A 19,820-nucleotide genomic window follows, 5' to 3' on the forward strand; every position below is an offset into this window, starting at 1 on the left:
GCGGGGACTACGGGGCCGGTGAGTCGCGGTGTTCGGCTACTGGGCGTCACTGCCCGGCGGCTTCAGAACCTGGCCGACCGTGGTCTCCTCGTGCCGTCCGAGGCGGCTGTGGGAGCGGCCGTACAGGAAGTACACGAAGAAGCCGATCGCCATCCAGACGCCGAACCGCACCCAGGTCTCGGCGGGCAGGTTCAGCATCAGCCACAGCGAGGCGAGGACGGACACGATCGGCAGGAAGGGCACCAGCGGGGTGCGGAAGGAGCGGTGCAGCTCGGGACGGGTGCGACGGAGGATGATCACGCCGAACGCGACGACGACGAAGGCGAACAGCGTGCCGATGTTCACCAGCTCGGCGAGTTCGCTCAGGCTGGTGAAGCCCGCGACGATCGCGATGATCACGCCGAGCAGGATGGTCGGCCGGTGCGGGGTCTTGAAGCGCGGATGGACGCGGGAGAAGAAGCGCGGCAGCAGTCCGTCGCGGCTCATCGCGAAGAAGACCCGGGTCTGGCCGAGGAGCAGGATCATGCAGACCGTGGTCAGGCCGACGGCGGCGCCGAAGCTGATGAAGCCCGCGTACCAGGGGTGCCCGGTGGCCTTGAACGCGTCGGCCAGCGGAGCGTCCACCGAGAGCCGGGTGTAGTTCTGCATGCCGGTGACGACGATCGACACCGCGACGTACAGAGTCGTGCAGATGAGCAGCGAGCCGAGAATGCCGCGCGGCATGTCCCGCTGCGGGTTCCTGGTCTCCTCGGCGGCCGTGGCCACGACGTCGAAGCCGATGAAGGCGAAGAAGACGACGGAGGCCGCGGTGAAGATGCCCATCACACCGAAGTTGCCGGGTGCCCAGTTGAACATCAGCTGGATGAGGGGGGATTGGAGACTGTCGCCGGCCGGCACCGGCTTGGAGTCCGGGATGAACGGGTCGTAGTTGTCGCCCTCGATGAAGAAGGCACCGGCGATGATCACGACGAGGACGACGGTCACCTTGATGGCGACCACGAGCGAGGTGATCCGTGCCGAGAGCTTCATGCCGAGCACGAGGATGCCGGTGAGCACCAGGACCAGCGCGGCGGCGAGGATGTCGAAGCCGAAGCCGTCGGCGCCCTCTCTGCCGCTGAGCGCCTCGGGGAGCTGCCACCCCGCGTTGTCCATCAGCGAGGCGACGTAGCCGGACCAGCCGACGGCCACCACCGCCGTGCCCAGCGCGAACTCGAGGACCAGGTCCCAGCCGATGATCCAGGCGGGCAGTTCACCGAGCGAGGCGTACGAGAAGGTGTACGCGGATCCGGCGACCGGGACCGTGGAGGCGAACTCGGCGTAGCAGAGCGCGGCGAGCGCGCAGACGACCCCGGCCGCGACGAAGGCCAGGGCTACGGACGGGCCGGCGTTGTTCCTGGCGACCGTACCGGTGAGAACGAAGATGCCGGTGCCGATGATGACACCGACGCCGAAGACCGTCAGGTCCAGGGCGGACAGGGATTTCTTGAGCGCGTGCTCGGGTTCCTCGGTGTCCAGGATGGACTGCTCGACCTTCTTCGTCCTGAAGAGGGTGCTGCTCACGGTCGTACCTCCCACGCTGAGTCGACCTCGACATGATCGAGACATGATCGAGAGGGGGCGTGGTCCGTATGCCCCGGCGCGGCGGGTTTCACGCGAATGGGCCGGTTTCACCACCGTAAAGGATGCTGAAACCGGCCCATCGGGACGCGTCGGTCGCGACCTGGCATCGCGTCAGTCGCGTACGGGCTCCACCGCGTCCACGGCCTCGGCGGCGGTGCGCTCGATGGGGGTCCCCCCGCTCGGGCGGAGCCGGGAGTGGGGGAGGCCGTCGAGCTTGGCGACGAGACCGGTGACCTGGCGCGCGATGTCCGGCGCGGTCAGTCCGATCTCGGCCATGACCTCCTTGCGGGAGGCGTGGTCGAGGAAGCGCGGCGGGATCCCGAAGTCCCGCAGCGGTACGTCGACGCCCGCGTCGCGCAGGGCCTGCGCGATCGCCGAACCGACGCCGCCGACGCGGGAGTTGTCCTCGACGGTGACGACCACGCGGTGCTGCTCGGCGAGCGGGGCCATGGCCTCGTCGACCGGCTTGACCCAGCGGGGGTCGACGACGGTCGTGGTGATGCCCTGCTTGTCGAGGAGGCCGGCGATCTCCAGGCACATCGGCGCGAGCGCGCCGACCGAGACGAGGAGCACGTCCGGAGCGTCGGTGCCCGGCTCGCGCAGCACGTCCATGCCGCCGATCCGGCCCACGGCGGGGACGGCGGGCCCGACCGCGCCCTTGGAGAAGCGGACCACGGTCGGCGCGTCGTCGACCTCGACGGCCTCGCGCAGCTGGGCGCGGACCTGGTCGGCGTCGCGCGGGGCGGCCAGCCGCAGGTCTGGGACGACCTGGAGGATGGACATGTCCCACATACCGTTGTGCGAGGCGCCGTCGGTGCCGGTGATGCCGGCCCGGTCGAGGACGAAGGTGACGCCGCACTTGTGCAGGGCCACGTCCATCAGCACCTGGTCGAAGGCGCGGTTGAGGAAGGTCGCGTAGACGGCGAAGACGGGGTGCAGCCCACCGGCCGCGAGGCCGGCCGCGGAGACCGCGCCGTGCTGCTCGGCGATGCCGACGTCGTAGATGCGGTCCGGGAAGGCGTCCGCGAACTTCTTCAGGCCGACCGGCTGCAGCATCGCCGCGGTGATCGCGACGATGTCCTCGCGCTCCCTGCCGAGTTCGACCATCTCGTCGCCGAAGACGGAGGTCCAGTCGGCGCCCGAAGCCTTGATCGGCAGGCCTGTGTCGGGGTGGATGGGACCGATGCCGTGGAAGCGGTCGGCCTCGTCCCGGAGGGCGGGCTGGTAGCCGCGGCCCTTCTCGGTGAGGCAGTGCACGATGACCGGGCCGCCGAACCGCTTTGCGCGCACGAGCGCCGACTCCAGGGCCTCGATGTCGTGGCCATCGATCGGGCCGACGTACTTGAGGCCGAGGTCCTCGAACATGCCCTGGGGGGCGATGAAGTCCTTGAGGCCCTTCTTGGCGCCGTGCAGGGTCTCGTAGAGGGGCCTGCCGACGACGGGCGTGCGCTCCAGCAGGTCCTTCCCGCGGGCCAGGAAGCGCTCGTAGCCGTCGGTGGTGCGCAGGGTCGCCAGGTGGTTGGCGAGGCCGCCGATGGTGGGTGCGTACGAACGCTCGTTGTCGTTGACGACGATGACCAGCGGGCGGTCCTTGGCGTCCGCGATGTTGTTGAGCGCCTCCCAGGCCATGCCTCCGGTGAGGGCGCCGTCGCCGATGACCGCGACCACGTGGTCGTCTTTTCGGCGGACCTCGTTGGCTTTCGCGAGGCCGTCGGCCCAGCCGAGGACCGTGGAGGCGTGCGAGTTCTCGATGACGTCGTGCTCGGACTCGGCCTGCGAGGGGTAGCCGGACAGGCCGCCCTTCATCTTGAGCTTCGAGAAGTCCTGACGGCCCGTGAGCAGCTTGTGGACGTAGGACTGGTGTCCGGTGTCCCACAGGATCCTGTCCTGCGGGGATTCGAAGACGCGGTGCAGGGCGATGGTCAGCTCGACGACACCGAGATTGGGGCCGAGGTGGCCGCCGGTCTTGGAGACCGCGTCGACGAGGAAGGTCCGGATCTCGTCGGCCAGCTGGTCCAGCTGCTCCAGGCTGAGCCGGTCCAGATCGCGCGGTCCCCTGATGCGGGTCAGCAGCGGCACCCGTGCCTCCTTGCAGTAGAGCTGATCGAGCTTTGCCGGGTCTGTCGAGTCTAATGTTCCGCCTTTTCCGGCGGAGTCCGGGCTGTGCGTCGTACGTCACGCGATCGGCCGTACAACATCTCGCCCATTGACCCGTCCACCAAACGTGTACGAGCACAGCGGGTGGAAGCATGACGGACATCACAGTCCGCCCGGTCACGGTCTGAGAAACGCCAAACGTCGGCTTCCACGACCAAACCAGGTCATGGAAACCGACGTCAGGCCGCCGCCCCCGCAAGGGGCGCGGGGAACTGCGCGACCAGCCACGAACAACCCACAGCTCACAAACGCCGCGCAACTCCCACGACGCCCTCTGCCAAACCGCTACGCCCGCCCCGCGGTCTTCTGCGTCTTGCGGGTGATGGAGTCGATGACGACCGTGGCGAGCAGCACACCACCGGTGACCATGTACACGACCGGCGTAGCGATGCCCTCGAGCGCCAGCCCGTACTGGATCGAGGTGATCACCATGACACCGAGCAACGCGTTCCACGTACGCCCGCGCCCACCGAAGAGGCTGGTGCCACCGATGACGGCCGCCGCGATGACGTTCATCAGAAGGTCACCCGCACCGGCACTCTGGTTCGCCGCGGCGATCTTCGAGGCCCAGAACAGACCACCGACCGCGGCGAAGAAGCCCGCGATGCCGAACACGGAGATCCGTACCGCCGTGACGTTGATACCCGCACGCCGGGACGCCTCGACGCTGCCGCCGAGCGCGAAGATCTTGCGGCCGTAGCCCGTACGACGCAGCACGAAGTCCGTGATCACCAGGACCAGGATGAACAGCAGCAGCGCCAGCGGCAGGCCCTTGTACTGGTTGAACATGATCGCGGCGGCGAAGGCGACGATCGCCAGCACCGCGGTGCGCACCACGAGGTCGACGAGCGGCCGGGCCGGGATGCCCGCGGCCTCGCGGCGACGGCTGTCCAGGAAGGAGCTGACGAAGAACAGCGCGACCGCGACGATGGCGAGCCCGTAGGCGGCCGCGACGTCCGAGAAGTAGTACGTGGTCAGCTTGCCGACCACGCCGTCGCCGTCGATGTTGATGGTGCCGTTCTCGCCCAGGATCTGGAGCATGAAGCCGAGCCAGAACAACAGTCCTGCCAGGGTGACCGCGAACGCGGGCGCCCCGATCCTGGCGAAGAAGAACCCGTGCATCGCGCCGATGGCCGCACCGCCGGCGAGGGCGATGAGTACGGCCAGCCACTCGTTCACGCCGTGCGTGACGCTCAGGACGGCCATGAGGGCGCCCGCCACACCACTGACCGAGCCGACCGACAGGTCGATCTCGCCGAGCAGCAGCACGAAGATGATGCCGACGGACATCATGCCGGTGGCGACCATCGCGACGGCGATGTTGTTGAGGTTCTCGGCGGAGAGGAAGGCCGAGTTGAGGCTCTGGAAGATGACACAGATGACGATGAGGCCGACGACGACCGGGATGGAGCCCAGGTCACCGGCGCGCATCTTGCGCTTGAACTCGTCGAAGTAGCCAGCGAAGCCGCGCTCGCGCACCAGCAGCCGGGGGTCGACGGCGACGTCGGCGCCCGCGGCGGCCTCGGGGTTCTCGACGACGTGCGCGTCCTCCGGCGTCACAGAGGTCTTGTCGATGCTCACTTCTGAACCTCCCCGTTACCGCGCGCCGCACGACGGGTCACGGCGTTGTCCGTGGCACCGGTGATGGCGGAGATGATCTCTTCCTGCGAGGTGGTCTTGACCTCGAACACGCCGTTGTTGCGGCCGAGCCGGAGCACGGCCACCTTGTCGGCGACGGCCTTCACGTCGGCCATGTTGTGGCTGATGAGGAGGACCGCGTGACCGCGCTCGCGCAGCCGCTCGACCAGGTCGAGGACCTGGGCGGTCTGCTCGACACCGAGGGCCGCGGTGGGCTCGTCGAGGATGACCAGTTTGGGCTCGCCGAGCATGGAGCGGGCGATGGCCACGGTCTGGCGCTGACCGCCGGAGAGCGAGGCGATCGGGATGCGCACGCTGGGGATGCGGATCGACAGCGTCTTGAGCAGCTCGAGGGAGCGGCGCTCCATCTCGACCTCGTCCAGGACGCCGCGCTTCATCACCTCGCGGCCCAGGTAGAGGTTGCCGACGACGTCGATGTTGTCGCACAGCGCGAGGTCCTGGTAGACGGTCGCGATGCCCAGGTTCTGGGCGTCGTGCGGCTTGTTGATCTGGACGGTCTTGCCGTCCCATTCGATGACACCCTCATCGATGGGGTGCACGCCGGCGATCGTCTTGACCAGCGTGGACTTTCCGGCGCCGTTGTCGCCGACGAGGGCGACCACCTCGCCGGCGTGGACCTCGAGCTCTACGTCGGTGAGCGCCTGGACGGCACCGAACCGCTTGGAGACCCCGCGCAACGCCAGAACAGGCGTAGCGGACACGTTAACCATCTCCTTCGCCGCCTGACCCGGCGGGAGGTTGTGCAGAAGAATGTGGAGGGAAGTGAAGTGTTCCTTCCGGCGCCCCGCCCTAGCTTGCGGGGCTGGTGGTTGCGGGGCGCCGGAGGGGCTTCGAGTACGCAAGTCCCGTACGGGCATCAAGCCCCGCACGGGAATTCACTGGGAACTCCCGTACGCGGTAAGGGACCTGCCGGTACCTAGTTCAGGCCGACCTTGCCGCAGGCGGTCTTGAACTTGGCGGTGCAGATCTCGTCGACCGTGTAGATGCCGTCCTTGATGACGGTGTCGTTGATGTTGTCCTTGGTCAGCGAGATGACCGGGACGAGCACCGAGGGGACGCCCTTGGTGGTGGGGCTGTCGACCTCGGTCTTGGCGATGGAGTCGAGCGACTTGCCCTGGGCGAGGGCGACGGCCATCTCCGCGGCGACGTCCGCCTCCTGCGGGTAGGGCTTGTAGACGCTCATGAACTGCTCACCCGCGACGATGCGCTGCACACCGGCGAGCTCCGCGTCCTGGCCGGTGACCGGCGGGAGCGGGGAGACGCCCGCGGCCTTCAGGGCGGTGATGATGCCGCCCGCCATGCCGTCGTTGGCGGAGTAGACACCGACGATGTTGTTCTTGCCGACCGCGGAGATCGCGCCTTCCATGTTGGCGTTGGCGTTCTCCGGCTTCCACTCCTTGGTGTCGTACGACTTCTCGATGTCGACCTTGCCCTGGAGCTCGGACAGCGCGCCCTTCTTGAAGAGGGCGGCGTTCGGGTCGGTGCTCGCGCCGTTCATCATGACGATCTTGGCGGCGGGCGTGGCCTTGCTGCCCAGGGCGTCCAGGAGCGCCTTGCCCTGGACGCGGCCGACCTCTTCGTTGTCGAACGAGGTGTAGGCGTCGATCGGGCCCTCTGCCAGGCGGTCGTAGGCGACGACCGGGATGTCCGCGTCCTTGGCCTTCTTCACCGAGTTCGCGATGGCCTTGGAGTCCACCGCGTCCACGATCAACACATCCACCTTGTTGGTGATCATCGTGTCGACCTGCTGGTTCTGGGTGGTCGCGTCCTGCTTGGCGTTGGCGTAGACGATCTCGGCCTTGTTGTTCGTGAGCTCCTTGACCTTCTTCTCGATCAAGGGCTTGTCGAACTTCTCGTAGCGCGCGGTCTGGTTCTCCGGCAGGAGCAGGCCGACCTTGATGTCGTCGCCCTTGGCTGCGGACCCGGTGGAGTCGTTGTCGTCACCCGACTCCTCGGCGCTGCCACAGGCAGCCAGCGAGACAGCCATCGCACCTGCGGCAATGGCAAAGGCGGCACGACGCATACGCGTGTTCACTTCAGAAACCTCCCTGACGAGGCCGCGACGTTGCGACCGAGGTGACTGGAAGTCAACTCGGCCACTTGTGCGACGTCAAGAAGTAAATCCTTAACGAGATGGCAACGGTGCCATCCGTTCTCTAAGTGAAGGCAGGTGTGGCCGCAGTGAGCGTCCCGTCCAAAAGGGTTGAATCACCCATCTCGCTGAGTGCGAGAGCGAGTGCCCCGAGGACCTCCGCCCGACCGCCAAGTGCCCCTGGCAGAACGGAAAGCTGGCGTGCCGCGCTGGGGATCGCATAGCGGCCGACCGACTCCCTGATGGGCCCGAGAACGAGCTCTCCGGCCTCGGCGAGATCGCCTCCGAGGACCACCCGGCTCGGGTTGAGCAAGTTGCAGAGATTGGCGACTCCACTGCCGATGTGGCGGCCGACGTCGGCGATCACCCGACGACAGCCCGGATCTCCGTCCCTCGCCAGTCGCACGACACCTTCCATCGTCAGATCCGTGCCATGGCTGGACTGGAGGAGCGGTAGCACATAGCGCGCGGCCGCGAAGGTCTCCAGACAGCCCCGGTTGCCACAGCGGCAGACAGGGCCGGACTCATCAAGAGTAATATGCCCGATTTCTCCCGCTGTGCCACCGGGGCCGCGATAGATCTTGCCGTTGATGACGAGGCCGGCACCGACACCGCTCGCGACCTTGATGTACGCCAGGTCCCGAACGCCCCGGCCGCTCCCCCAGACGAGTTCGCCGAGGGCACCGAGGTTGGCGTCGTTGTCCACGTGCACCGGCACGCCGAGGCGCCCCCGCAGCTCCTCGGCGGGCTTGGTGCCCGTCCAGCCCGGCAGGATCGCGGTCGAGCCGAGCGTGCCGGACTCCACGTCGATCGGTCCCGGAACGCCGAGACCGACGCCCGCGATCTTGGTGCGGTCGACTCCGGTGGCCGCGATCAGGCGGCTGACCAGCTGTTCCGCCCGGTCGAGGCCCTGCGCGGCGGAGGCGTCCACGTCCAGCGGCTCGGACTCCTCGGCCAGCACCTGGTGGGCGAGATTTCCGACCGCGACGCGCAAATGCGTGTGTCCGAAGTCGACGCCGATCACGATGCCGGCGTCGCCGCTGAGGCTGACGCTGCGGGCCCTGCGGCCGCCCGCCGAAGTGGGCGTGACCTCGACCGTTCCGCCGTCCTTGAGCTCCCGGACGATGTTGGAGACCGTGGCGGCGGACAGCCCCGTCGTCCTCGCGATCTCCGCCTGCGTGAGCGATCCGGCCAGGCGCACCGCGCGTACGACCCGTTCGAGATTTGCTCGGTGCAGCGACGACTGCGAACCGGGAGTCTCCACGACGACCTCCTGCGTACGGGGCCGCCTCGGCGAGGCCCCGTCTATGTCCAACTAGTGAACTCTAAGCTGAGCGTTGGGCCTGCCTCCCGTCAAGAGGTTGAGCGAGGAGCGCTGTCTTCGCACCCGTATACGCAAGGGTGGCCCCGGTTTCATTCCGGGACCACCCTCGCAAACCGAACCGACAGCCGAACCGTTACTTGAGGGCGCCCGCGGTGAGGCCCGCCTGCACCTGGCGCTGGAAGATCACGTACACGACCAGGACCGGCAGCATCGCGATCATCATGCCGGCCATCAGGGCGCCCCAGTCGTTCTCGTAGCCCTGCTGCAAGGCGATCGTGGCGAGGCCCTGGGTGAGGACGTACTTGTCCTCTTCCTGGTTGAGCACCATGGGCAGCAGGTACTGGTTCCACTGCCCCAGGAAGTTGAAGATCCCGATGCTGATCAGGCCCGGCTTGGCCATCGGCAGCATCACCTGGAAGAAGGTCCGGGTGTGCGACGCCCCGTCGATCAGGGCCGCCTCGGCGACGGTGGTCGGCAGCGTCCGGAAGAACGCCGTCATGAAGAACACCGTGAACGGGAGCGAGTACGCGATGTAGACGAGGATCAGACCCTGGTACGTGGCGAGCAGCGAGGATCCCGGGAAGTCCCGCAACACGAAGAAGAGCGGGATGACCAGCATGAACACCGGGAACGACATACCGGCCACGAACATGAAGTAGATCAGCCGGTTGCCCGGGAAGGTGAAGCGGGCCAGCACGTACGCGGCCATGGAACCGAGCACCATCGTCCCGATCACCGAACCGCCCACGACGATGATGGTGTTGACGAAGTACTGGCCCATGTTCGCCTTGTTCCAGGCGTTGGCCCAGTTCTCGAAGTGGAACGAGGTGGGCAGGCCCCAGGGGTCGGTGAGGATGCCGTTGCTGGTCTTGAACGAGCTCCAGAGCACCCACAGCAGCGGTACGCCCACCATGAGCGCCCACACGATGAGCATGCCGTGTGAGAAGACGTGGAGTACTCCGCCCTCGGAGCTGCGACCGTCGGTCGGGCCGAGCTTCTTGGTGACGCTCGGGCGGGGTTCGTCCGCCGGGGCCACCTTGTCGATTTCGGTCGTCATCCGCCGTACCCCTAGAACTCGATCCGCTCACGGCGCGCGAAGCGCAACGTGAGCACTGCGAACGTCATGGTCACGATGAGCATCGCGATGCCCATCGCGGACGCGTAGCCGAACTGGCTGTCGCGGAATGCCGTGAGGTAGAGGCGCAACGGCATGACGTCGGTGGCGCCGTCGGGACCTCCCATGTTCACCGACATGATCTGGACCAGGGCGAAGCCGTCGAGGGCGATGATCCCCATGTACACCCAGCCGGTCTGCACCGTGTCCCACAGGAGCGGCAGCGTGATGCGGAAGAAGGTGTGGACGCGGTTGGCGCCGTCGAGGAGCGCCGCCTCGTAGATGTCACGGGGAATGGACGCCATCGCCGCCGAGAACAGCACCACGTAGAAGCCGACGTGCGACCAGATCATCACGGCCATGATGCAGAGCAGGGCGAGGCTCTTCTCGCCCAGCCAGGAGTTCTGCCAGCTGTCCAGACCCACCGCGCCGAGCAGGGAGTTGAGCATGCCGTCGTCCGGATCGGGGTTGTAGATGTTGAACCAGATGACGGCGATGATCGTGATCGAGATGACCTGCGGGAAGAAGAAGACGAAGCGGTAGATACTCGTACCGGTGACGCCGGTGATCACTTCGTTCTTCTTGCGTTTTCCGCCGAGATTGAGCATGAAGGCGAAGAACAGGCCGAGCCCGAGCGTGATGACCGGGACGGCGATCAGCATGTAGACGTTGTGGCGCAGCGCGTTCCAGAAGTCCTCGCTGTCCCACAGCTTTTCGAAATTCTCGAAGCCGACGAACTTCGCCGTTCCGACGAGACCCGACCAGTCGGTCAACGAGATCTGGAACGCCTGGACGAACGGCGAGATCACGAAGACCGCGTAAATGATCACTGGTAGGGCCAGGAAGCCCACGATGAATCGGTACTTGCCGTGTTGCATTGCGCTTCCCGGCCCTTCCCCTTTGTCTGCCGCGTTGCCGGACTGGCGGTCTACTTCTCGCTACTTCTCACGCGTGAACTTCTGGACGGAGTCGTCCTTCTTGACCGCGTCGGCGTACGCCTGCGTCTTCTTGATCCAGTCGGCGGCCTTCAGGTCACCGGTGAGGAGCTGGCCGGTGAGACCGCCGATCTTCTCGTCGGTGAGCGTCGGGTACCACTCCTGGAGCTGGAGACTGATGAGGTTGTCACCGGCCGCCTTGAAGACACTGCTCGCGGAGGCAAGACCCGGCGAGAGAGTCATGCCCTCGGTTGCATCGACCACACAGGTCAACGACTTGACCTTCGTCGCGAAGTTCTGCGCGTGCTTCTTGGAGAGCATGATGCGAAGGAGCTCCATGCCACCTGCGGGGTTCTTCCCCTTGCCGGCCACGATGTACGGCTCACTCGGCTCGCCGCGCAGCGTGCCGTGCGGCATCTTGTCGCCGGAGCCGCCGTCGAAGAGGGCGCCGACCGCCATCTGGAAATCCTTCGGCGTGGTCGGGGCGGCCTCGTTCTCCACCCAGGAGCCGTTGGGGATGAAGATGGCCTTGCCCTTGTTCCAGGCGGTCTGCGACTGGATGTGGGTCAGGCCCTGACTGCCCTGCAGGAAGTACTTCTTGGCGGCCAGTTCCTCGTAGTGCTCGACGACCTGCTTGACCGCGTCGTTCTTGGTCCAGGCGTTGGGCTCCAAGTTGTCGATCTCGATCCAGCTGTCCATACCGCCGATCTTGGCGATCTGGGCGAACAGGTTGAAGTGGACGTAGTACGGGTATTTGCCCGCGTACGTCCAGGGCGCGATGCCCTCCTTCTTGATCTCGCCGCAGAGCGTGACCATCTCGTCGAGGGTCTTCGGGTATTCCCAGCCGTTGTCGTCCAGGGCCTTCTGCGAGAACCAGGTGCCGTAGATCGTGAAGGCGTAATAGAGCACGTCGAAGACGTCGCCGTGCATACCCTTCTCGATGGTGCTCGGGTGGATGACGTCCGAGATCTTCTTGTCGGCGTCGTCCATGGAGGGGGCGTCGAGCAGGCTCTGAAGGTCCTGCAACTGGCCCTGCGAGGACAGCTTGTTCATGTCGAGGTGGTCGGCGCCGGAGTTGTCGATGACATCCGGCGGGTTGCCGCCCGCGAAACGCGGGGTCAGCTTGGGGCCGACCTGCTGCGTACCGGTGTGTTTGACCGTGACGCCGTACGTCTTGTTGTAGTCGGCCTCGGCGTCCCTGGCGTACTGGTCGCCCAGGCCGCCCTTGAAGATGAACGCCTCCATCGCGGCGCCCTTCTTCACTCCCAGCGGGTTCGCCGCGGACTTCTCGCCACCGGGCGCCTTGGTCTCCTTGTCGTCACCCCCACCGCCGGTGGCACACGCCGACAGGAAACTCATCGTGGGTACGGAAATCAGGCCGAGCGCAGCGGACCGCTTGATCAGATCGCGGCGGCCGACGCCCTCACGGTTGTTGTGGGCGGAAGTGGATCCCATGCTCAAGTCCTCGCCTTCATCAGGACTCAGGCGGTGAACCGGACCCTCCCCGGCACCGCGGTTGGTGAAGCTGGGGTCGTGCACTTTCAGGACCGGGATCAGCGGGAATGTACGGCATTCGGTGTTTGCCGCGCCCCCTCGTCCCTGTGGCCATTGCCTGTCCGCGACCGGTCGAACGACTGGGGCAGACGCCGACAGGTATAGTCCACTTCCGGCCGGGGGAGCAAGATCGAATGCAGTGTTGGCCGACGTTCTTTCCCGAAGTGAGACCTCGCGGAAATATGAGCCGCCGACAGGTTCCCCGCACGTCGGCCGCACAGGACGTGCCCGAGACGCGCACAGGAAGCCGACAGGTCGCTCCGCAGGTGGACCACAGATCGCCCCGCGGGTGACCTGGTGGGCGAAGCGACAGGTGAGCCACGACAGTACCCCCATACGCCACACTCAACACCCTTGACATCACTGGTCACTTGACGCCCTACTGGACCTTGCGCAGCGAAGCTGACAACGTTGTCCAGGCGCAGGGAGGGTGCTCGCGTATGCACCGCAGATCTCGGCTCAGATCCCGGCACGGAGCACGGCACGGATTACAGCACGGAATACGGCACGGATGGGGTTCCACGGCGGCCCTCGGAACGGTCGCCTTCGCGCTGGTGGTGGCCTCGCAGGGCGCCGCCGTCGCGCGGCCCGGTGAAGCGGCGGCCGTGGACCGGGGGTTCGACTCCTCGTTCGAAACGGGTGAACCCGCACCCGACTGGCTCAATACAGTCGATACATCGCCCGACGGTACGAAACGCTCGTCCGGCGTGGACGGCGGCTACAGCACCGGCATCCCCGGCAATGTGACCGACCACGTCACGGACGTCCGCGCGAGCGGCGAGAACTCCGGCGGCGGCGAGGTGAAGGAGAACCTCGTCGACGTCGAATCGGGCACCAAATGGCTGACCTTCGCGCCCACCGGCTGGGTGGAGTTCGACCTGGACGCCCCCGTCAAGCTCGTCACGTACGCGCTGACCTCGGCCAACGACCACGACGAGCGCGACCCGGTCGACTGGACCCTCCAGGGCTCCACCGACGGCAAGGACTGGAAGACCCTCGACAGCCGCACCGGCGAGTCCTTCGACAAGCGTTTCCAGACGAAGTCGTACGACCTGGCCGAACCGGCCGAATACCAGCGCTTCCGGCTCGACGTCACCAAGAACAACGGCGCCTCGGACGCGCTTCAGCTGGCCGACGTGCAGTTCTCGACGGGCGGTGACGAGGGCCCCGTACCCAAGGACATGCTCTCGCTCGTGGACCGCGGGCCGTACGGCTCCCCGACCGCGAAGGCGGGCGCGGGCTTCACCGGCAAGCGGGCCCTGCGGTACGCGGGCACCCACAAGGCGGACGGCCGCGCCTACTCGTACAACAAGGTCTTCGACGTGAACGTCGCCGTCGGCCGCGACACCGAACTGGCCTACCGGATCTACCCGTCGATGGCGGACGACGACCGGGCCTACGACGCCACGAACGTGTCCGTGGACCTGGTCTTCACGGACGGCACCTATCTGAGTGACCTGCGCGCGGCCGACCAGCACGGCTTCCCGCTGACGCCGCAGGGGCAGGGCGCGGCCAAGGTGCTGTACGTCAACCAGTGGAACAACGTCGAATCGCGGATCGGCTCGGTCGCGGCCGGCAGGACGGTCGACCGGATCCTGGTCGCGTACGACTCCCCGAAGGGCCCGGCGAAGTTCCGCGGCTGGCTCGACGACGTGTCGCTGAAGGTCGCGAAGCCCGAGAAGCCCAAGGCCCATCTGTCGGACTACGCGTCCACCACCCGCGGCACGAACTCCAGCGGCGGCTTCTCGCGCGGCAACAACTTCCCCGCGACGGCCGTGCCGCACGGCTTCAACTTCTGGACGCCGGTGACGAACGCGGGTTCGCTCAGCTGGCTCTACGACTACGCGCGCGCCAACAACGACGACAACCTGCCCACCATCCAGGCGTTCAGCGCGAGCCATGAGCCCAGCCCCTGGATGGGCGACCGGCAGACCTTCCAGGTGATGCCGTCGGCCGCGTCCGGCACACCCGACACGGGCCGCACCGCCCGCGCGCTGGCCTTCAGGCACGAGAACGAGACGGCCCGCCCCTACTACTACGGGGTGCGGTTCGAGAACGGGCTGAAGGCGGAGATGACGCCGACGGACCACGCGGCGGCCCTGCGGTTCACCTATCCCGGTGACGACGCGAGCGTGCTCTTCGACAACGTCACGGACCAGGCCGGGCTGACGCTCGACAAGGAGAACGGGATCGTCACCGGCTACTCGGACGTGAAGTCCGGGCTGTCGACGGGCGCGACCCGGCTCTTCGTGTACGGGGTCTTCGACGCACCGGTCGTCGAGGGAAGCTCTGCCGGGGTGAAGGGCCACCTGCGGTTCAAGCCGGGCGCGGACCGCACGGTCACGCTCAAGCTCGCCACATCCCTGATCAGCATCGACCAGGCCAAGGACAACCTCCGCCAGGAGATCCCGGACGGCACGTCCTTCGAGACGGTCAAGTCGCGCGCCCAGAAGCAGTGGGACAAGCTGCTCGGCAAGGTCGAGATCGAGGGCGCGACACCGGACCAGCTGACGACGCTCTATTCCGGCCTCTACCGGCTGTACCTGTACCCCAACTCCGGCTTCGAGAAGGTCGGTTCGAAGTACCAGTACGCGTCGCCGTTCTCGCCGATGCCCGGTCCTGACACGCCGACGCACACCGGCGCGAAGATCGTCGACGGCAAGGTGTACGTCAACAACGGCTTCTGGGACACGTATCGGACGACCTGGCCGGCGTACTCGCTCCTGACGCCTGGTCAGGCGGGCGAGATGGTCGACGGTTTCGTGCAGCAGTACAAGGACGGCGGCTGGACCTCGCGCTGGTCCTCGCCCGGTTACGCGGACCTGATGACCGGCACCTCGTCGGACGTGGCCTTCGCGGACGCGTACGTGAAGGGTGTCGACTTCGACGAGAAATCGGCGTACGACGCGGCGCTGAAGAACGCGACCGTCGTCCCGCCCTCCTCGGGCGTCGGCCGCAAGGGCATGACGACCTCCCCGTTCCTCGGCTACACGAGCACCGACACGCACGAGGGTCTGTCGTGGGCCCTTGAGGGCTACCTCAACGACTACGGCATCGCGAAGATGGGCCAGGCCCTCTACAAGAAGACGGGCGAGAAGCGCTACAAGGAGGAGTCCGACTACTTCCTCAACCGCGCCCAGGATTATGTGAAGTTGTTCGACGACAAGGCTGGCTTCTTCCAGGGCCGTGACGAGAAGGGCGACTGGCGGGTCGAGTCGTCCAAGTACGACCCGCGGGTGTGGGGTTACGACTACACCGAGACGAACGGCTGGGGGTACGCCTTCACCGCACCCCAGGACTCACGCGGCCTCGCGAACCTGTACGGCGGCCGGCCGGGGCTGGCGGAGAAGCTCGACACTTACTTCGCGACTCCGGAGACCGCCTCGCCCGAGTTCAAGGGCTCGTACACCGGTGTCATCCACGAGATGACCGAGGCGCGGGACGTACGGATGGGCATGTACGGGCACTCCAACCAGGTGGCCCACCACGTCAATTACATGTACGACGCGGCCGGTCAGCCCTGGAAGACGCAGAAGAACGTCCGCGAGGTCCTCGCCCGCCTCTACACCGGCAGCGAGATCGGGCAGGGCTACCACGGCGACGAGGACAACGGCGAGCAATCGGCCTGGTACCTCTTCTCGGCGCTCGGCTTCTATCCGCTGGTGATGGGCAGCGGTGAATACGCCGTCGGCTCACCGCTGTTCACCAAGGCGACCGTCCATCTGGAGAACGGCAAGGAGCTGGTGGTCAAGGCTCCGAAGAACAGCGCGAAGAACGTGTACGTGCAGGGCCTCAAGGTCAACGGCCGTACGTGGACGTCGACTTCGCTGCCACACTCGCTGATCGCGCGCGGCGGGGCCCTGGAGTTCGACATGGGGCCGAAGCCGTCCTCGTGGGGCACCGGAAAGAACGCGGCGCCCGTGTCGATCACGCAGGACGACGAGGTGCCGTCGCCGCGCGGCGATGTCATCGAGGGCGAGGGGGCGTTGTTCGACAACACGTCGGCGACGGACGGGGCCGTTTCGGCTGCCGTTGATCTGCCAACCGCCAAGGAGAGCAAGGTGGTTCAGTACACGCTGACGTCGTCGTCCGACCGCGCGAAGGCGCCGAAGGGATGGGTCCTGCAAGGCTCGTCCGACGGCAGTACGTGGAAGGACCTCGACGAACGGTCGGGGCAGTCCTTCGCGTGGGACAAGCAGACGCGGGCGTTCTCGGTCGCGGCACCCGGGACGTACGAGAAGTACCGGCTGGTGCTTGACGGTGAGGCGACGCTGGCAGAAGTGGAACTGCTGGCCTGAGGCAACCCCACGGGCTTCACACCCCAAAGGGAAGCCCGTGGGGAAGAGGGGCGGGCGCGGAACACTCCGCGCCCGCCCCCGTTTTTGAAGCGGTCCGAGCCCGTGCGGGCGGTCGCCGTGAGGTCGGCGGCGTTGATCAGAAGAACGAGCGCGTCAACGGCGTGCCGTGGCAGTCTCACTTCGAGTGACGCTACCTTCGTACACAAGACCACGACGCGCAGCGGCGTCCACACTCTCGCCCATGGGAGCAGTGATGACCAACCCCGGGCAGGCACGGGCCACAGAGGAAACCTGGATGTTCCCGCCGGCAGACGGCTGGACCTTCGACCAGGTCAAGCACTTGGAGCTGCCCTTCGACTGGGAACTCGTGGACGGAGTGATCGTGGCGCGTGGGCAGACCAGGTACTGGCACAACCGCGTCCGGGACAGGATCTCCCACGCCCTGGAAGCAGCGAGTATCGAGCCGTACGCAGTCGTGACCGAGCAGTGCGTGATGTTCGACGACCGGAACACCCCCAAACCCGATGTGATCGTGTTCGACCCCCGGAAGCTGGATTTCTTCGAGCTGGAGTGTGTCCCGGATGAGAAGGTCACCCTCGTGGTCGAGGTGGTCTCCCCCGGATCCCGGCAGGACGACCGGGTGCGCAAGCCCGCGCTCTTCGCCGAGGCCAAGGTGCCCTGCTACTGGCGCGTGGAGCTGGACCGGGATCAGCGGCTCGCGGTGCACGAGTACTGGCTCCACGCCGAGACCCGGTCGTACATCCCCGCGCCCATGCACCCCGTGCACCACGACAAGCTGGTCACCGAGGTCCCGTTCCCGGTCGAGCTCGACATCAACGCACTCGCCGGCTTCTGATCCGGCTCTGCTCCGCCGCGAGGGGAAGTGGAAGATTTGGGACACTCACGGCCTCGGTACGCCGTCCCAAATCTTCCAATCGCTGGTTCGGAGAAAGGGCTGCGCGACCTGTGAGCACCGCACCTGGCCTGAGCGCCGCCGCATGGCGCAAGTCGTCCTACAGCAACGGTGACGGCGGCAGCTGGGTCGAGGTAGCCGACAAATACCCCGGCATCCTGCCCGTCCGCGACAGCAAGACGCCGCAAGGACCCGCCCTCCTGTTCCCCGCCCGCGGATGGGCCGTGTTCGTGGGCGTTGTGAAGGACGGGTCCCTCTGGAGCCCCTCTAGAGCAGACGGAAGGCCGCTCCCGTCAACCGACCTGACATGTCAGGTCGGTTGCGGAGTCGCCCCCGGAGCCCTCGACGGTGTAACCGAACGTCGCGCTCTTGCCCGGATCCAACGCCCCGTTCCAGTCGGCGTTGTGCACCATCACCTCCTGACCGCTGTACGTGGCGTTGCCGCTCCAGAGGCTGGCGACGGACTGTCCGCCCGGCAGCGTCCAGTCGACCATCCAGCCGAGCATCGGCACGTCGCCGGTGTTGGTGACGGTCACCTCGGACTGGTAGCCGCCGTTCCAACTACCGGTGGTTTTGCGGGTCGCGGAGCACGCGCCGGGCGGGGGATCGGTCGGGTTGCCCGGGTCCTTGATGCCCGTCACCTCTCCGTTTCCGCCGTCGAAGACGACGTCGGAGCAGGAGTAGAAGGTCTCCTGGCTGTCGGAGCGCTGCCAGACCATGTAGATGATGTGGCGCCCGTCCTTACCCTCCGGAAGCCGGCCGGACCAGGAGTAGTTGGCCTCGACCGTGCCCGGGGAGCCGTTGAGCGGCGGGTGGTCGACACTCAGGAACGGCTGCTCCTCCATGTCGTTCCACGTGAGCGCCTTGGTTGGGTCAAAGCCGTCCTTGGTGATGTAGACGTAGAACCAACCCGGGTGCGCGGCCCACGCGTTGTACGAGAAGTCGACCGTCGCGCCCGAGGTCAGATGGGTCAACGGCCAGTCGCTGCTGGGCGTGTTGAAGCCGGTGAAGTTCGTGTTGCCGCCGCTGCACAGCTCGCCGTCGGGTACGAAGCCCCGGGTGCGGCCGGCGCCGTCGGAGCGGAGCACCGAGAACCAGTTGTAGAACGGCGTCGTGCCGCTGACCTGCTGTGCGGTCTTGCAGGCCGGGTTGACCGGCTTGATCTCACCGGTGTCGGTCAGCCCGTCCTGCCAGCACAGGAAGGTGCGGCTGCCGGGCTTCATGGGGGTGCCGTGGGCTTCCGCCTCGCCGCCGGCCGTGACGACCAGGCCGAGGGCCGGGACCGTGACCAGCAGGGCCAGCAGGACGAGAAGGAAGGCTCTGCCTCGGCTGGGAAGCGGTAATCGCCGTGGGAGGTGGGGAGGTGCTGAGGTTGTCAGGATCATGACAGATCTATCCGTCCCATCACTCGTAGGCCGTGTGGTGTCTGTGTGCGGATGCGTGAGGCGGGAGCGATCCCGGGCGGGTTCCGGTCCACCAGGCGTGGGAGCGCTCCCACCTCACGTGGCTTTGAAGCTAGCGCGGACCCGTACCCCTGTAAACGCCTGACGCAAGAGGGCCGCACCCGGGTGGGTGCGGCCGCTTGATGACTGGGAAAACCGAATGGGCTGTCAGCTCACTGGTGATGAGGCGACGTCAGAAGTCGCTGTCGCGGGAGCGCGTGCGGCCGAGACCTCGGCCGTGGCCTCGTCCGAATCCCCGTCCGCAACCCGACCCGAAGCCCTGTCCGAAGCCCCACCCGAGGCCCCGCCCAACGGCGGCAGCGGCAGGGTGAACTCCGTGCGCCCCGGCTCGCTCTCGCCATCGATGCGACCGCCGTGCGCGGCAGCGAAGACCGCGACGATGGCGAGCCGGGGGCCGGCGCCGCCCTCCGTGGGGACACTTCGGGCGCGGGAGGCGTCGCCCCTCGTGAACCGGTCGAAGACCGAGGGCAGCAGGTGCGGCGGGATGCCGGGCCCGTCGTCCCGTACGCGGTCGCGGCGGGCGGGCGGCCGCCCCTCGAGGCAAACGACGGGAGTTTGACGACGAGACCTGACGACAAGCCCTACGGAAACCGCCAATTCAGGTGGCCAAAGGGGGCCTTGGCACTCTTTGGCCACAGGATTCCCTTGAGCCGCTTTCCGCGCAGCGCTCACTCTGATCACTGGCTTCCGC

At 66.8% G+C, this 19,820-nt stretch carries 13 protein-coding genes and 1 pseudogene; 3 read left to right on the forward strand and 11 right to left on the reverse strand.

The features are described 5' to 3' along the window. Window positions 1-36: 36 nt before the first annotated feature. The 9 genes from ACTWQR_RS26885 to ngcE form a co-directional block, all read right to left on the reverse strand. Window positions 37-1,560, reverse strand: a complete 1,524-nt coding sequence (locus ACTWQR_RS26885) for an amino acid permease (RefSeq protein WP_443229740.1) — start codon at window positions 1,558-1,560, stop codon at window positions 37-39. Between the two features lie 171 nt (window positions 1,561-1,731). Continuing rightward, window positions 1,732-3,699 carry a 1-deoxy-D-xylulose-5-phosphate synthase gene (gene dxs / locus ACTWQR_RS26890; protein WP_443229741.1) on the reverse strand — a complete coding sequence of 656 codons (1,968 nt, stop codon included), beginning with the start codon at window positions 3,697-3,699 and terminating at the stop codon, window positions 1,732-1,734. Between the two features lie 363 nt (window positions 3,700-4,062). Continuing rightward, on the reverse strand, window positions 4,063-5,358 hold the full coding sequence (locus ACTWQR_RS26895; RefSeq protein ID WP_443229742.1) for a sugar ABC transporter permease: 1,296 nt from the start codon (window positions 5,356-5,358) through the stop codon (window positions 4,063-4,065). Beyond that, window positions 5,355-6,146 carry an ATP-binding cassette domain-containing protein gene (locus tag ACTWQR_RS26900; protein ID WP_443229743.1) on the reverse strand — a complete coding sequence of 264 codons (792 nt, stop codon included), beginning with the start codon at window positions 6,144-6,146 and terminating at the stop codon, window positions 5,355-5,357. Before ACTWQR_RS26900 ends, ACTWQR_RS26895 begins: the two co-directional genes overlap by 4 nt. 206 nt (window positions 6,147-6,352) lie before the next feature. Next, entirely contained in the window at window positions 6,353-7,459 is a 1,107-nt protein-coding gene (locus tag ACTWQR_RS26905; protein WP_443229785.1) for a sugar ABC transporter substrate-binding protein, read from the reverse strand. A gap of 133 nt (window positions 7,460-7,592) precedes the next feature. Further along, window positions 7,593-8,792 (reverse strand): ROK family transcriptional regulator, encoded by a 1,200-nt coding sequence (locus ACTWQR_RS26910; protein ID WP_443229744.1) that lies wholly within the window; start codon window positions 8,790-8,792, stop codon window positions 7,593-7,595. Between the two features lie 193 nt (window positions 8,793-8,985). Beyond that, window positions 8,986-9,909: a carbohydrate ABC transporter permease gene (locus ACTWQR_RS26915; protein ID WP_443229745.1), complete on the reverse strand. Its 924-nt coding sequence runs from the start codon at window positions 9,907-9,909 to the stop codon at window positions 8,986-8,988. Window positions 9,910-9,920: 11 nt separating this feature from the next. Beyond that, entirely contained in the window at window positions 9,921-10,844 is a 924-nt protein-coding gene (locus tag ACTWQR_RS26920) for a carbohydrate ABC transporter permease (RefSeq protein WP_443229746.1), read from the reverse strand. A 60-nt stretch (window positions 10,845-10,904) separates the two neighbouring features. Then, the gene (gene ngcE / locus ACTWQR_RS26925) at window positions 10,905-12,356 is read right to left on the reverse strand and encodes an N-acetylglucosamine/diacetylchitobiose ABC transporter substrate-binding protein (RefSeq protein WP_443229747.1); all 1,452 of its coding nucleotides are present in this window, start codon (window positions 12,354-12,356) and stop codon (window positions 10,905-10,907) included. Between the two features lie 650 nt (window positions 12,357-13,006). On the opposite strand from ngcE, the gene ACTWQR_RS26930 reads away from it, so the two are divergent. From ACTWQR_RS26930 to ACTWQR_RS26940, 3 genes and pseudogenes are all read left to right on the forward strand, one after another. Then, on the forward strand, window positions 13,007-16,753 hold the full coding sequence (locus tag ACTWQR_RS26930; protein WP_443229786.1) for a GH92 family glycosyl hydrolase: 3,747 nt from the start codon (window positions 13,007-13,009) through the stop codon (window positions 16,751-16,753). Window positions 16,754-16,994: 241 nt separating this feature from the next. Then, window positions 16,995-17,609, forward strand: a complete 615-nt coding sequence (locus tag ACTWQR_RS26935; protein WP_443229748.1) for a Uma2 family endonuclease — start codon at window positions 16,995-16,997, stop codon at window positions 17,607-17,609. Between the two features lie 110 nt (window positions 17,610-17,719). Further along, window positions 17,720-17,899, forward strand: a pseudogene (locus ACTWQR_RS26940) (DUF397 domain-containing protein); the annotation flags it as partial. A 60-nt stretch (window positions 17,900-17,959) separates the two neighbouring features. On the opposite strand, the gene ACTWQR_RS26945 reads toward ACTWQR_RS26940, so the two are convergent. After that, a complete protein-coding gene (locus ACTWQR_RS26945; RefSeq protein WP_443229749.1) occupies window positions 17,960-19,051 on the reverse strand; it encodes a lytic polysaccharide monooxygenase auxiliary activity family 9 protein in 1,092 nt (363 codons plus the stop codon). A gap of 225 nt (window positions 19,052-19,276) precedes the next feature. Further along, window positions 19,277-19,810 carry an ATP-binding protein gene (locus tag ACTWQR_RS26950; protein WP_443229750.1) on the reverse strand — a complete coding sequence of 178 codons (534 nt, stop codon included), beginning with the start codon at window positions 19,808-19,810 and terminating at the stop codon, window positions 19,277-19,279. Window positions 19,811-19,820: the final 10 nt, after the last annotated feature.

Origin of the sequence: Streptomyces sp. 2A115, from assembly GCF_052245575.1 — a bacterium.
In the GTDB taxonomy this organism is placed as follows: domain Bacteria; phylum Actinomycetota; class Actinomycetes; order Streptomycetales; family Streptomycetaceae; genus Streptomyces.

Excerpts from the sequence above, each read along its gene's own strand:
- ACTWQR_RS26900 (WP_443229743.1), bottom strand. The coding sequence starts at position 6,146 with ATGGTTAACGTGTCCGCTACGCCTGTTCTGGCGTTGCGCGGGGTCTCC.
- ACTWQR_RS26905 (WP_443229785.1), bottom strand. The coding sequence starts at position 7,459 with ATGCGTCGTGCCGCCTTTGCCATTGCCGCAGGTGCGATGGCTGTCTCG.
- ACTWQR_RS26915 (WP_443229745.1), bottom strand. The coding sequence starts at position 9,909 with ATGACGACCGAAATCGACAAGGTGGCCCCGGCGGACGAACCCCGCCCG.
- ACTWQR_RS26920 (WP_443229746.1), bottom strand. The coding sequence starts at position 10,844 with ATGCAACACGGCAAGTACCGATTCATCGTGGGCTTCCTGGCCCTACCA.
- ngcE (WP_443229747.1), bottom strand. The coding sequence starts at position 12,356 with ATGGGATCCACTTCCGCCCACAACAACCGTGAGGGCGTCGGCCGCCGC.
- ACTWQR_RS26935 (WP_443229748.1), top strand. The coding sequence starts at position 16,995 with ATGGGAGCAGTGATGACCAACCCCGGGCAGGCACGGGCCACAGAGGAA.
- ACTWQR_RS26945 (WP_443229749.1), bottom strand. The coding sequence starts at position 19,051 with ATGATCCTGACAACCTCAGCACCTCCCCACCTCCCACGGCGATTACCG.